General features: G+C 63.1%; 12 protein-coding genes and 1 pseudogene. 2 read left to right on the forward strand and 11 right to left on the reverse strand.

The genetic code is table 11. The annotated features are described in order from the left end of the window. Positions 1 to 65: 65 nt before the first annotated feature. Positions 66 to 1,007 (forward strand): alpha/beta hydrolase, encoded by a 942-nt coding sequence (locus FJ934_RS00280; RefSeq protein ID WP_140606663.1) that lies wholly within the window; start codon positions 66 to 68, stop codon positions 1,005 to 1,007. A 144-nt stretch (positions 1,008 to 1,151) separates the two neighbouring features. On the opposite strand, the gene FJ934_RS00285 is transcribed toward FJ934_RS00280, so the two are convergent. The 11 genes and pseudogenes from FJ934_RS00285 to infC form a co-directional block, all read right to left on the reverse strand. Continuing rightward, the gene (locus FJ934_RS00285; protein WP_140606664.1) at positions 1,152 to 2,810 is read right to left on the reverse strand and encodes an FAD-binding dehydrogenase; all 1,659 of its coding nucleotides are present in this window, start codon (positions 2,808 to 2,810) and stop codon (positions 1,152 to 1,154) included. An 82-nt stretch (positions 2,811 to 2,892) separates the two neighbouring features. After that, positions 2,893 to 3,879 carry a Gfo/Idh/MocA family oxidoreductase gene (locus tag FJ934_RS00290; protein ID WP_140606665.1) on the reverse strand — a complete coding sequence of 329 codons (987 nt, stop codon included), beginning with the start codon at positions 3,877 to 3,879 and terminating at the stop codon, positions 2,893 to 2,895. A 167-nt stretch (positions 3,880 to 4,046) separates the two neighbouring features. Beyond that, complete coding sequence (locus FJ934_RS00295) at positions 4,047 to 4,622, reverse strand: YceI family protein (protein WP_140606666.1); 576 nt, start codon at positions 4,620 to 4,622, stop codon at positions 4,047 to 4,049. 68 nt (positions 4,623 to 4,690) lie between these two features. Next, positions 4,691 to 5,263, reverse strand: a complete 573-nt coding sequence (locus FJ934_RS00300; protein ID WP_140606667.1) for a cytochrome b — start codon at positions 5,261 to 5,263, stop codon at positions 4,691 to 4,693. 83 nt (positions 5,264 to 5,346) lie between these two features. Further along, positions 5,347 to 5,948: pseudogene (locus tag FJ934_RS00305) on the reverse strand (nucleotidyltransferase family protein). 38 nt (positions 5,949 to 5,986) lie between these two features. After that, complete coding sequence (gene pheT, locus FJ934_RS00310) at positions 5,987 to 8,395, reverse strand: phenylalanine--tRNA ligase subunit beta (protein WP_140606668.1); 2,409 nt, start codon at positions 8,393 to 8,395, stop codon at positions 5,987 to 5,989. 43 nt (positions 8,396 to 8,438) lie between these two features. Continuing rightward, positions 8,439 to 9,491: a phenylalanine--tRNA ligase subunit alpha gene (pheS, locus tag FJ934_RS00315; protein ID WP_246671397.1), complete on the reverse strand. Its 1,053-nt coding sequence runs from the start codon at positions 9,489 to 9,491 to the stop codon at positions 8,439 to 8,441. Between the two features lie 207 nt (positions 9,492 to 9,698). Further along, positions 9,699 to 10,100 carry a 50S ribosomal protein L20 gene (gene rplT / locus FJ934_RS00320; protein WP_006201247.1) on the reverse strand — a complete coding sequence of 134 codons (402 nt, stop codon included), beginning with the start codon at positions 10,098 to 10,100 and terminating at the stop codon, positions 9,699 to 9,701. 93 nt (positions 10,101 to 10,193) lie between these two features. Further along, positions 10,194 to 10,397 carry a 50S ribosomal protein L35 gene (gene rpmI, locus FJ934_RS00325; RefSeq protein WP_006201248.1) on the reverse strand — a complete coding sequence of 68 codons (204 nt, stop codon included), beginning with the start codon at positions 10,395 to 10,397 and terminating at the stop codon, positions 10,194 to 10,196. Between the two features lie 466 nt (positions 10,398 to 10,863). Next, positions 10,864 to 11,490: an isoprenylcysteine carboxylmethyltransferase family protein gene (locus FJ934_RS00335; RefSeq protein WP_140606670.1), complete on the reverse strand. Its 627-nt coding sequence runs from the start codon at positions 11,488 to 11,490 to the stop codon at positions 10,864 to 10,866. A gap of 296 nt (positions 11,491 to 11,786) precedes the next feature. Continuing rightward, the gene (infC, locus tag FJ934_RS00340) at positions 11,787 to 12,323 is read right to left on the reverse strand and encodes a translation initiation factor IF-3 (RefSeq protein ID WP_140606671.1); all 537 of its coding nucleotides are present in this window, start codon (positions 12,321 to 12,323) and stop codon (positions 11,787 to 11,789) included. A gap of 234 nt (positions 12,324 to 12,557) precedes the next feature. Between infC and FJ934_RS00345 the strand changes: the two genes are divergently transcribed. Continuing rightward, a complete protein-coding gene (locus tag FJ934_RS00345) occupies positions 12,558 to 13,328 on the forward strand; it encodes an alpha/beta hydrolase (RefSeq protein ID WP_140606672.1) in 771 nt (256 codons plus the stop codon).

Raw genomic sequence — 13,328 nt, forward strand, 5'->3', positions numbered from 1 at the left:
CTTGCGGGGGAGATGTCCGGCAGGACAGAGGGGGGTGCCTGGGCTCTGCCTTGGCAATCCGCCCCATGACCGATTACAAAGCCCTCATCGACGCCGAGACCTGGGCCTTCATCGAGCGGACCAATTCCTACTACCCGCCCGATACGATCGACTACACTATCGCGCAGCAGCGCGAGATCTATGATCGCATGTGCCGGGAATTCTTTGCCGGCTATCCAGAGGGCGTCACGGCCGAAACATCGGCCATTGCAACGCCCGAGCACAATATCTCGATCCGCATCTATCGCAATGGAGCCCCGCAGAAGACAGGGACGGTGCTCTACATCCATGGCGGCGGCTTCATCCTCGGCGGGCTGGACAGTCATGACGATGTCTGCGCCGAGCTTTGCGCCCGCACCGGCTACGAGGTTGTCTCCGTCGATTACCGGCTGGCGCCGGAGCACCTGCATCCGGCTGCCTTCGACGACGCCATGAGCGCCTTCGAGTGGGCTGCCGCCACCTACGACAGCCCCATCCTGCTTTGCGGCGACAGCGCCGGCGGCAATCTCTGTGCCGCGGTCAGCCATGCCACGCGCGGCCACGCGAAAAGGCCGATCGGCCAGGTGCTGATCTATCCCGGGCTCGGCGGCGACCGCTCGCACGGTTCCTATGTCACGCACGCAGAAGCGCCGATGCTGACCATGCGCGATCTCGAATTCTACAAGCATATCCGTACCGGCGGCACGGACCAGACCGGCGATATAACGCTCTCGCCACTCGCCGATGCTGATTTCGCCAACCTGCCGCCGACGGTGCTGATTACCGCCGAGTGCGACCCGCTGTCGTCGGACGGCGAGGCCTATCGCGACCGGGTCATCGCAGCAGGCGGACGGGCCGTCTGGATCGAGGAAAAGGGTCTGGTACACGGCTATCTCAGGGCCCGGCACACGGTGGGACGCGCCCGCGCCAGCTTCACCCGCATTGTCGACGCGGCAGCTGCCCTCGGGGAGGGTGCCTGGCCCTGGTGAGCGATTTCGTCTCGGCGCGGCGGGTGGCGAACAGCAAGAAACAGCAGCTATCATGACCGGGCTCCGAAACGCCTGCGTCAAGGCCGCCTCGGCGTGGGCATCCCAAGCACATAGCTGCATAGTCCAGGCCGCCGTGATACCGTCTTATGCCACCGAACGTCCCGCCGCCCGGCCGGCGCTGCGGCCGGAGAAGATGCAGCCGCCGAGGAACGTGCCTTCAAGCGCCGCATAGCCATGCACGCCGCCGCCGCCGAAGCCGGCGGCCTCGCCCACGGCATAAAGTCCCGCAACTGGCTGGCCGTCGGCGCCAAGCACTCGGCTGTCGAGATCGGTCTGCAGGCCGCCGAGCGTCTTGCGGGTCAGGATGTTGAGACGCACCGCGATCAGCGGGCCATTCGCGGGGTCGAGCATCTTGTGCGGCTTGGCCGTGCGGATCAGCCGGTCGCCGAGATAGGCGCGGGCGCCGCGCAAGGCGGTGACCTGCATGTCCTTGGAGAACGGATTGTCGAGCTGCCGGTCACGGGCGCGGATCTCGCGCTCGACTTGCGCGACGTCCAGCAGCGGCTCGCCGCCGGCCAGCACATTCATGCGCGCCACCAGCTTCGAAAGGTCGGTCTCGACGATGAAATCCTCGCCCTTCTCCATAAAGGCTTTCACCGGCCCCGGAATGCCTGAGGTCGCGCGGCCAAGCACCTGGCGCCAACTTTTTCCGGTCAGGTCCGGGTTCTGTTCGGAACCCGACAGCGCGAACTCCTTCTGGATGATCTTCCTGGTCAGGATAAACCAGGAATAGTCGAACCCGGTGCCCATGATGTGGCTGAGCGTGCCCAGCGTGTCGAAGCCGGGATAGAGCGGCACCGGCAGACGCTTGCCGCGCGCATCGAGCCAGAGCGAGGATGGTCCGGGCAGGATGCGGATCGCATGACCGGTCCAGATCGGCGCCCAGTTCCTGATGCCCTCGACATAGTGCCACATGCGGTCGAGGTTGATGATCGAGCCGCCGGCCTGTTCCGTGATCGCCAGCATGCGGCCATCGACATGGTCGGGGACGCCGGTGATCATGCGCTTCGGCGCCGAGCCCAGCCGCTGCGGCCAGTTTTCCCGCACCAGCTGATGGTTACCGCCGATGCCGCCGGAAGCGACGATCACCGCTTGCGCGTGAAGCTCGAAATCGCCTGATATCTCGCGCGAACTCTTGTGGCCGCGCTCGACGGTGCTCGGCTCGAGGATGTCGCCGCGCATGCCGTCGACAACCGCGCCGGTGCGGGTCAGTTCGTTGACCCGGTGACGGAACTTGAGGCCGATCAATCCACGCTTCTGCGCCTCGCGCACGCGCTGTACGAACGGTTCGAGCACGCCGGGGCCGGTGCCCCAGGTGATGTGAAAGCGCGGCACGGAATTGCCGTGGCCGATAGCATTGCCGCCGCCGCGTTCGGCCCAGCCAACCACGGGAAAAAACTTCAGACCGCGCTCAATCAGCCAGGAGCGCTTTTCACCAGCAGCGAAGCCGACATACGCCTCGGCCCATTTGCGCGGCCAGAAATCTTCCGGCCGGTCGAAAGCGGCGGTGCCCATCCAGTCCTCGAGCGCGAGGTCATGGGAATCACGGATGCGCATGCGCCGCTGTTCGGGCGAGTCGACCAGGAAAAGCCCGCCGAAAGACCAGAATGCCTGCCCGCCCAGCGACTGCTCCGGCTCCTGGTCGACGATGATGACTTTCTTGCCGGCCTCGGCAAGCTCGGCGGCGGCAACCAGCCCGGCAAGGCCGGCGCCGACAATGATCACGTCCGCGTCGTCAGCCATTTTCCCTCCAGAATTAGCCGGCTAACGCAATTCCAGGAAAAGTATAAGCGGTTTTCCGTCCGGAATTGCGTCGAACAAAGAGTCAGACGGTCTCCCAGCCATCCTTGCCGCCGGCGCGGAAGATGGCGTCGATGACCTTCTGGTTGAGCACCGATTCCTCCAGCGTGAAGACACGCTCCTTGCCGCCAAGCGCTGCGCGCGCGAAGGTCTCGACCTCCAGCCTGTACTGCTGCGTGCCGGGGAAGCGGAACACCTGTGCCTCGGTGTGGTTCTGGTTGTGCAGCTCGACGCGGTGATGGTCGTAGAGCCCGGCGTTGAACGGGGAAAACACTTCGATGAAGCCTTTCTCGCCGTGAAATACCATCACCTGGCGCGCAGCCATCTGCGTCGACAGATAGAAGGACAGTTCGAAGTCACCGAAATCGGCACGGATCGAGGAATAGATGTCGGTGCCGAATTTTTTGTCGCGTTCGATCGTCGCCTGCACGCGCAGCGGCTCCTTGCCGGTTGAGAAGCGCGTCGACACCGTCGGATAGACGCCGATATCGGGCAGCGCGCCGCCGCCGAGATCGAGCTGGTTGCGCATGTTGTTGGGGTCGACATTGTAATAGGAAAACGCGCCCTGCACGTGGCGCAGCCGGCCGATGGCACCGCCGGCGATGAGATCGCGAACCTTGATCCACTGCGGATGGTAGATGACCATGAAGGCCTCGCAGACCAGCACCTTCTTCTGGTCGCGCAGCTTGATCAGCGGCAGGATGTCCTTGGCGTCGAGTGCCAGCGGCTTTTCGACCAGCACATGCTTGCCGGCTTCGATGGCCTTGGCCGTCCATTCGACATGCTGCGATGTCGGCAGCGGGATGTAGACGCCGTCGACCTCATTGGAGGCGAGCAGTTCCTCATAAGAGCCAAACGCATGCCGCGCGCCGAAACGCTCGCCCAATGCCTTGGCCCTTGACAGGTCGCGGCTCGCAATCGCCGACAACACGCCATTCTCCGCCTCGACGATTGCCGGCAACAACTGCTCGCGGCCGATCTTGGCCGTCGACAACACACCCCATCGGAACATCGCGCTTCTCCCTATCGGTTACATCGACGGAGGTGTGCCCCAATTCCGGAGAAAAGCCAATCGCAGACGCGGGTCACAAAGCGCCTTCGTCATCCTCGGGTCTGCGCCGCGTCGCTTCGCTCCTTGCTTCGCCCTAGGATGATGAACCCAAGCAGGCGGGCTTGGAACTAGCCTCTCTTGCCCGTCAGCGTCATGTTGAAATCGACGACGTTGGAGTAGAGCGGCGTGCCGACATCCATGCCGTAGCGCGACCTCAGCACCTTGCCGGTGACATGGAATTTTATCGTACCGGCCTTCAACCCATCGAGTTCGGCGGTGAACTTTTCCGGAAACGTCTTGCCGCGCGCCGTCAGCCTGCCTGTGACAAGGGCTGATGTGTCGCCGGTGCGGGTCACGCTGGTCGAGTGGAACTGGATCTCCGGGCTGTTGGCCGCATCGAACACCGCGTCGGAGCGCAGGAAGGCATCGATGCGGCCCTGGCCGGTGCCGACGCTTTCCGGATAGATGATGAGGTCGACTTTCGAGCGCCCGACGTCACCATTGTCGATGCGGATCGTGCCTTTGAAGCGGGCGAAGGCGCCATCGAAGCCGCCGCCACCGGCCTTGCCTATGGTGAAGCGGATGCTGGAGCCTGCCGGAACGATCGTGTAGCTGCCCGCGGCGTCGCTCAGCGCCACCGCGGCAGTGGCGGGCACGGCTAGGCATGCGGCAAAAGCCGCGAATCCAAGGATGCGCGCATGCATGGGATTGTTCCTTTCCTGGAGGTTACGCGTTTCGCGTCCTCACCCCACAAACGCGCGAACCGCCCGTACTATTCCCTGCCTGACGAAGGTGTGATCATGCGCGTGAGCACACTGTCGCGCAGCAGGAAGTGGTGGCGCAGGGCGGCGGCGACATGCAGTGCCACCAGCGCGATGCCGGCATAAGCGAGATACCAGTGCGTTGCCGCCCAGAAGCTCTCCGCAGCGTCGGACTCCGCCAAAGGCAGATCGGGCATCACGAACAGGTTGAACGGCATGGTCGGGATTTCCAGCGTCGAGACCGAAACCAGCGCCCAGCCCGACAGGGGCAAGGCGATCTGGAAGGCATAGAGCGCGAAATGCGCGAGCGGCGCCGTGCGCCGCTCCAGGGCGCCGACCGAAGGCGGCAAGGGCGGTGCCGCATTGCCGAGCCGCCAGCCGATGCGCAGGATGACGAGGCCCAGCAGCAGGAAGCCCAGGGATTTGTGCAACTGGATGAGTTCGAAGGCCGTTCGCTGGCTCTGGGTCCTCACCATCACGAAGCCGAGCACGAACTGGCCGATGAAGATGATCCCGATCAGCCAGTGGAGGATGATCGTTGTCCAGCCATATCGGGTCGCGCTGTTGGTGATTGAAAACTGCATGGGACATAAACGAATAGCAGTGTGCGTTTCTTCCAGCCCGCCCTTCACCGTCCCCACAAGGGGCCTACAAGGGGGAAGGGTGGTCACCACGGCACCACCTCAATCTCCGGCCACATCTCCCGCGCCCGTTTGCCCTTAGCCTCATGCGTTCGCTGGTTGTCCATCACCTTGTTCGGTGTGATGCGGAACGAGAAGATGTCGTCGAGACCGAATGGCGCCACGAGATCGAGTTGCCCGTCCGCATCAAAGCGCACACCCACCGCATGCGTCTTCGAGGCGAAGTAGCTGACCGATTCACTTGAGCTCGTGTAGCGCGGGCAAAGCTGGCCGAATTTCTGCGGATACCACAGATGCACCCGCGCCTGATTGCGCACCTCCACCGGCAGCGCCAGCCCTTCGAAATGCCGTGCCGCTCGGCGAATGACCGCGTCCTCGGCTTCGTAGGACAGGTCGCTGTCTTCGAAATAGAACAGGTCGACATCCCTTATCCCGTAGCCGGACGGCATGCCGGTCAGATGGTTCCAGACGCTGTTGTAAAGCGCCCCAGAAACCACCAGCCAGTCCGGCAGCACAAGCGTGCACACTGCGCCAGCGTTTTGGCCAGCAGCGGATCAGCCGCTATGATGGCGAAAAAAGCCGTGCGTTGTTTCTCGAACGGCAGCCCGGAATAGCGCAGATGGTCCATCGCCCTTTGGAGGGCGATTCGCCATCTGCCCGCAAGTCTCACCCCCGCAGCACGCCGCCCGTCTGCTTGCCGACATTCTCGACGATGCGCTTGGCCAGCGTCTCGAAATCCTCGTCGGTCAGCGTCTTTTCGACCGGCTGGATCGACACCTCGATGGCAATCGACTTCTTGCCCTCGCCGAGCGACGCGCCCTCGAAGATGTCGAATACCGAGACACCTGAGATCAGCTTCTTGTCGGCGGCGAGTGCCGCGCGCACCAGCGTGCCGGCCTCTACTCCTCTGTCGACGACGAAGGCGAAGTCGCGCTTCACCGTCTGGAAGGCGGAAAGCTCGAGCTTCGGCTTGGTCTTCGTCGGCTTGGCCTTGGGCTCGGGAACGGCGTCGACGAACACTTCGAAGCCGCAGAGCGGCCCGGAGACATCCAGACCTTCCATCGTCTTGGGATGGAACTCGCCGAACGTGCCGAGCACGGTCTTCGGTCCGAGCTTGATCGTGCCGGAGCGGCCGGGATGGTACCAGGCCGGACCGCCGGGCTCGATCTGCAGCCGCTCGATCGGCGCACCGCAGGCTTCGAGTGCCGCGATCGCATCGGCCTTGGCGTCGAACACGCCGACCGGGCCGGAATTGCCGGCCCAGTTGCGGCCCGAGCCGTCGAGCTTGGCGGTGCCGCGCCGCACGCCGGCGGCCACGCGCCGCTGCTGTTCGGCGCCGTCGCCCTTATAGGTGCCCGACACCTCGAACAACGCGACGTCGCCAATACCCCTGTCGGCATTGCGCTGTGCGGCCGTAATCAGCCCCGGCAGCAGCGATGGCCGCATGTCGGACATGTCGGCGGCGATCGGGTTGGCGAGTTTCAGCGCCGTCTGGCCGCCGCCGAACAGCTCGGCATGCTTGGCCGGAATGAACGACCAGGTGACGGCCTCCATCATGCCGCGCACGGCAAGCGCCCGCTTGGCGGTGCGGGTGCGAACCTGCAGCATGGTCAGGATCTTTGCGTTGACCGCGTCATGCGCGCCGAGCGGCTGCGGCGCGATGTTGTCGACACCGTGGATGCGCATCACTTCCTCGACAAGGTCGGCCTTGCCGTCGACATCCGGCCGCCATGACGGCACCTTGACCTTGACGACGTCGCCCGAGCCCTGCGGCTGGAAACCAAGGCGGGTCAGGATGTCGAGGCTTTCCGCCTTCGGCACCTCGATGCCCGTCAGGCGCTTCACTTCCGACAGCGGGAACGACAGGATCTTCGGCTTGTGCCCGGCATAGCCGGCCACTTCCATTTCCGTCGGCGTGCCGCCACAGAAATCGAGCACCAGCCTGGTCGCCAGCTCGATGCCAGGCACCATGAATTCGGGATCGACGCCGCGCTCGAAGCGGTAGCGGGCGTCGGAGATGATGCCGAGCGTGCGGCCGGTGCGGGCGGTGGCGATCGGGTCCCAGAGCGCGGACTCGATCAGCACGTCGGTGGTGTTCTCGTCGCAGCCGGAATGCTCGCCGCCCATGATGCCGGCGATCGATTCGACGCCATTGTCGTCGGCGATCACGCACATCTCCGGCGTCAGCGTGTATTCGCGGCCGTCCAGCGCCAGCACCTTTTCGCCGTCCTTCGCCCGGCGCACGACGAGATTGCCAGCCACCTTCGCCGCGTCGAACACATGCAGCGGCCGGCCGCGGTCGAAAGTGACATAGTTGGTGATATCGACCAGCGCGCTGATCGGTCGGAGGCCAATGGCGATCAGGCGCTGCTGCAGCCATTTCGGCGACGGGCCGTTCTTGACGCCCCTCACCATCGTCAGTGCGAAGCCGGGGCAGAGTTCCGGCGCTTCGATCGTCACCTTCACCGGACACAGCCCCTCGCCGACATGCGGCATGATCGCGCCACCCACGAGCCGTCCGAGCCCGCTCGCGGCGAGATCGCGCGCGATGCCATAGACGCTGGTGGCGTCCGGCCGGTTCGGCGTCAGGTTGATCTCGATGACGGGATCGTCGAGATGCGCATAGGCGGCGAAGCTGGTGCCGACCGGCGCATCTCCGGGCAGGTCGATGATGCCGTTGTGCTCGTCGGACAATTCCAGCTCGCGTTCGGAACACATCATGCCGTGGCTTTCGACGCCCCTGATCTTGCCGACGGTCAGCGTCACGTCGATGCCGGGCACATAGGTGCCGGGCGCGGCGAAGGCGCCGATCAGGCCCGCGCGCGCGTTGGGCGCGCCGCAGACCACTTGGACGGGGGCCTTGCCGTCGCCCGTATCGACGGTCAGCACCCGCAGCCGGTCGGCGTCGGGATGCTGCACCGCGCTCAACACCCTGGCGATGACGAATGGCTTCAGGCTGGACTTGTCGTCGACATGCTCGACTTCGAGGCCGATCGACGTCAGCCGCTCGATGATCTCGTTCAGCGAGGCGTCGGTCTCGAGGTGATCCTTGAGCCAGGAGAGGGTGAATTTCATTGTACTTTTCCGTAAGCTTTGACAGCAGGGATTTCTGGGCTCATCACGGGCTCAGGCCCCCGAACAGCGTCGGCATGTCGAGCGGCCGGAAGCCATAATGCGACAGCCAGCGCACATCGGCGTCGAAGAAGGCGCGCAGGTCCGGCATGCCGTATTTCAGCATGGCGATACGGTCGATGCCCATGCCCCAGGCAAAGCCCTGATACTCGTCCGGGTCGAGCCCGCCGGCGCGCAGCACGTTCGGGTGCACCATGCCGCAGCCCAGGATCTCCATCCAGTCGGAGCCTTCGCCGAAGCGCACTTCGCCGGGCCGCGAGCGGTCGCACTGGATGTCGACCTCGAGGCTTGGTTCGGTGAACGGGAAGAAGGACGGCCGGAAGCGCATCTTGACCGAAGGCACCTCGAAGAAGGCCTTGCAGAACTCTTCCAGCACCCACTTCATGTTGGCGACGTTGGCTGATCTGTCGATCACCAGCCCCTCGACCTGATGGAACATCGGCGAGTGGGTGGCGTCGGAATCCTGGCGATAGGTCTTGCCCGGAATGACGATGCGGATCGGTGGCTTCTGCCGCTCCATGGTGCGGATCTGCACGGGCGAGGTGTGGGTGCGCAAAAGCTTGCGCTCGCCCTTCTCGTCCGGCTGGAAGAAGAAGGTGTCGTGCATCTCGCGCGCCGGATGGCCTTCGGGGAAATTCAGCGCGGTGAAATTGTAATAGTCGGTCTCGATATCGGGACCTTCGGCGATGGTGAAGCCGAGATCGCCGAAGATCGCCGCGATCTCGTCGATGACCTGGCTGATCGGATGGATGCGGCCGCGCTCGGCCGGCGACTGCCGCACCGGCAGCGTCACGTCGACCTTTTCGGCGGCGAGGCGGGCGGCGATCGCCGCATCCTTCAACTCGGCCTTGCGAGCCGTGAGCGCCTCAGTGATGCGGTTCTTCAGGCCATTGATCGCCGGTCCTTTCACCTGCCGTTCCTCGGCGCTCATCGCGCCGAGTGTCTTCAGCATTTCGGAGACCGAGCCCTTCTTGCCGAGGGCCGCGACACGCACGGCCTCGATCGCCGGCTCGTCGGCAGCCGAGGCGATGTCGGCCATCAAGGAAGCTTCAAGGGTTTCAAGATTTCCAGCGGTGGCGTTCACGGCGAAATTCTTTCTATTCGGTGGCAGGCGTTAGCGTGCGTTACGATTTTGGTTACGCGGGTGCCATTTTGGTTACATCAGGGGCCAAAAAAGAACCCGCGCCAGCCGTGCCAGCGCGGGTTCCCCAAATCAAGTGTCGAAAGTGCTTGGGAAGCGCTGGTCTTAAGCGACAGCGCTTTCAAAAGCGTTCGGCGTGGTGTTCTTCAGATATTCGAGCGCCACCTTGGCCTTGGCGACCAGGGCTGCGAAAGCCTGCGGCTCGTGGATTGCCATGTCCGACAGGATCTTGCGATCGATCTCGATCCCGGCCTTGTTGAGACCGTCGATGAAGCGGCCATAGGTCAGGCCGTGCTCATGGGTCGCCGCGTTGATGCGCTGGATCCACAGCGCGCGGAACGAGCGCTTGCGGTTCTTGCGGTCGCGGTAGGCGTACTGCAGCGACTTTTCCACCGCCTGCTTGGCAATGCGGATGGTGTTCTTGCGGCGGCCGTAGAAACCCTTGGCGGCTTTCAGGACCTTCTTGTGCTTGGCGTGCGAGGTGACGCCTCTCTTTACGCGTGCCATGTCATGATCTCCTTAAAAGCAATTCCAGGAAAAGTGTGTTGCGGTTTTCCGTTCGGAATTGCGTCAAACAAATGCGTGTCCAGACCGAATGCCTTAGAGGCCGTTCGGCAGAAAATTCTTGATGACCTTCTTGCCATCCGGTTCAGCCAGAACCATCGTGCCGCGGGCATTTCGAATGAACTTGTTGGAACGCTTGATCATGCCGTGACGCTTGCCGGCCGCAGCCGACAGGACTTTACCCGTACCTGTGATCTTGAACCGCTTTTTGGCGGCCGATTTGGTCTTCATCTTGGGCATTTTGCTACTCCGTATTGTTGGCGCACTATCGCGCTTCTTGTTCGCTCCGGGCCGACCAAAGCCCGAAAAGCAAATGAAACCGCCACGGCATGCCCTGCCGGGCGGTTTTCTTGAACGGCGGTCCTATACGTCAAAGAAGGCCCGTGCGCAACACCCGACACATTCACTCGCCAAAGCTATCGCTTCAGTTTGAATCCCTTCCCGAGTGCTGGCGCTGCCCCTCACCTGCCTGCCGGCATCCTCTCCCCGTATAGTGACGGGGAGAGGGGGCGCCCTCGCCGATGTTTTCGCTAATCTTCTACGCTGCGGAATAAGCGCGACGCCACAACTGCTCTTTCTCCCCGTCACTATACGGGGAGAAATGCCCGGCAGGGCAATGAGGGGCAGCGTCAGCTTCGGCGATAGTAGTCCCGGGTCGTGACAATTCTGCTTGCCGACCACGATTGAGACCGAAATGCCCTAGAAATCAGGGAAGAGTGAACCACACCGGCAGCATGCCCGACTGCTGGGCGCCGTCGATCAGTTCGAAGGCTGGCAAGGCAATCAGAAACACCAGCCCATCGAGCAGCGTGGTCAGCAGCAGGCGCGGCTTGAAGCTGCCGGTATCGCCCTCCTGATAGAGGGAAAGGTTCGGGAAGAAGCGTGGCACCTTTTCCAGATAGGCCTGGTAGGGCGCTCCAAGTGCTTCCTTGAGGAATTTCTCCTCGCGCAGGATGACGATGTGGAAGACACCCGCGCACAGAACCGCGAACAGGATGACGCCGGAGAACGAGCCGATCTGCGCGCCGACGCCGGCCGCAGCCACGGTCGAGAACACATAGAGTGGATTGCGGGTGATCGAGTAGGGCCCGCCGGTCACCACCTCGGAAGATTTGCGCCCGCCTATATAGAGCGTCGCCCAAAGGCGCCCGACAATGCCGAGGAAAATCAGCAGCACGCCGAACATTTCGATCGATTCATGCACCGGCGTGTCGGGCGGGAAGGTCGACTGACCAAACAGCAGCGCAAGAAACAGCACCACCACCAGCACGGCAAGCACCAGCCTGCGCATCTGCTGGTAGTTGCCCAGCCCGTATTTCGGTTCATTGTCCAAGGGAGGTATCCGATCGTCGAGGAGCCTATCGCCTGCCGCCCAAAATGACCTGGCTTTTGGGAGAACGACAGGCATAAAAACAAAGCCGGCGATCGCGGCTGTGGCCAAGAAACAGGCGTCCCGCCGATCGTCGGGACGCCTGTAGCACAATTCAGGCGAATTTGGAGCGCGACGGCCACGCCTAACCTTAACGTGATCTGAGCCGGGTTCCGCAAAGTGTCGCACGGTGCGATGAGGACCTGCGACAACCAAAGAAACCTGAGCAGACGACGTCCGGCGAAGCGAGCGGAGCCTGCTTAGCGTGGCGCCAGCACCATCATCATCTGGCGGCCTTCAAGCTTCGGTTCCGCCTCGACCTTGGCGATAGCAGCGACTTCCTCGCGCACCTTGTTCAGAAGCTGCATGCCGAGTTCCATATGCGCCATCTCGCGGCCACGGAAGCGCAGCGTCAGCTTGACCTTGTCGCCTTCCTCGAAGAAGCGGCGCACCGCCTTCATCTTGGTCTCGTAGTCATGGCTGTCGATGTTCGGGCGCATCTTGATCTCCTTGATCTCGATGACCTTCTGATTCTTGCGCGCCTCGGCCGCCTTCTTCTGGTTGGCGTATTTCAATTTGCCGAGATCGAGAATCTTGACGACGGGCGGCTGTGCGTTGGGCGATATTTCGACGAGATCGAGCCCTGCCTCTTCGGCGAGTAACAATGCGTCGTTGATGGAAACGTCGCCACGGTTCTGGCCTTCGGCGTCGATAAGCTGGACCCGGGGAACCCGGATGTCACGGTTGGAGCGCGGGCCATCCTTGGTGGGCGCCGCTGCTTTGAAAGGTCTGCGAATGGTCGTGGTCTCCTTGGCCGTTTCGTTCAGGGTTCGTACAAAATTGTATGTGGACGCGCCAATGTGGGAAGCGCGCGGGCGGAGTCAATAGCACAGCGTTCTCAGGAAATCACCTGATCAAGAGCCTGTACCAAGCAAAGAAGCATCGCGAGCACTTTCCGCCTCACCTGTGGCTGTGCCAAAAGACCGGAGCCCAGAGACCGGAGCCAGTCAACCAGGACCGATCGATAACCCATGACCGCCACCGCCCCCACTTTTCTGGACGTCGATGGATCGCGCATCGCGGTCCGCCATACATCCGGCGCCACACCCGGCATTGTCTGGCTCGGCGGCTACAAGTCCGACATGCTGGGCACGAAAGCCGAGACGCTGGCCGGCTGGGCGGCGAGGGAAGGCCGTGCGTTTTTGCGCCACGATTATTCGGGCCATGGCGAATCCGGCGGCGCCTTTGCCGACGGCACGATTTCGAAATGGCTGTCGCAAAGCCTTGCCGTATTTCGGCATTTCACCAAAAGCAATCAGATCCTGGTCGGCTCGTCGATGGGCGCCTGGATCGCGCTGCGCATGGTGCAGGAACTGCGCAAGGCCGGGGACACAAATATCGTCGGCTTGGTGCTTTTGGCGCCGGCGCCGGATTTTACCAGTGAGCTGGTCGAGCCGGTGCTGACCGAGGTCCAAAAACGCGACCTCGCCGAAAAAGGTTTCTTCGCCGAGCCGTCCGACTACTCCACCGAGCCCTACATCTACACCAGGGCTCTGATCGAGGACGGGCGCGACAACCGGGTCATGACCGGGCCGATCGACACGCATTGCCCGGTCCATATCTTGCAGGGCCTTGCCGATCCCGACGTACCGTCGAGCCATGCGCTGAAACTGGTCGGGCTGCTGCCGGCCGACGATGTCACGCTGTCGCTCATTCCCGACGGCGACCACCGCCTGTCGCGGCCGCAGGACCTCGACATGCTGGTCCGGGCGGTGGGTGACATAGCCGGACGAGGCAAATGA

Source organism: Mesorhizobium sp. B2-4-12, from assembly GCF_006441575.1.
Classification (GTDB): domain Bacteria; phylum Pseudomonadota; class Alphaproteobacteria; order Rhizobiales; family Rhizobiaceae; genus Mesorhizobium.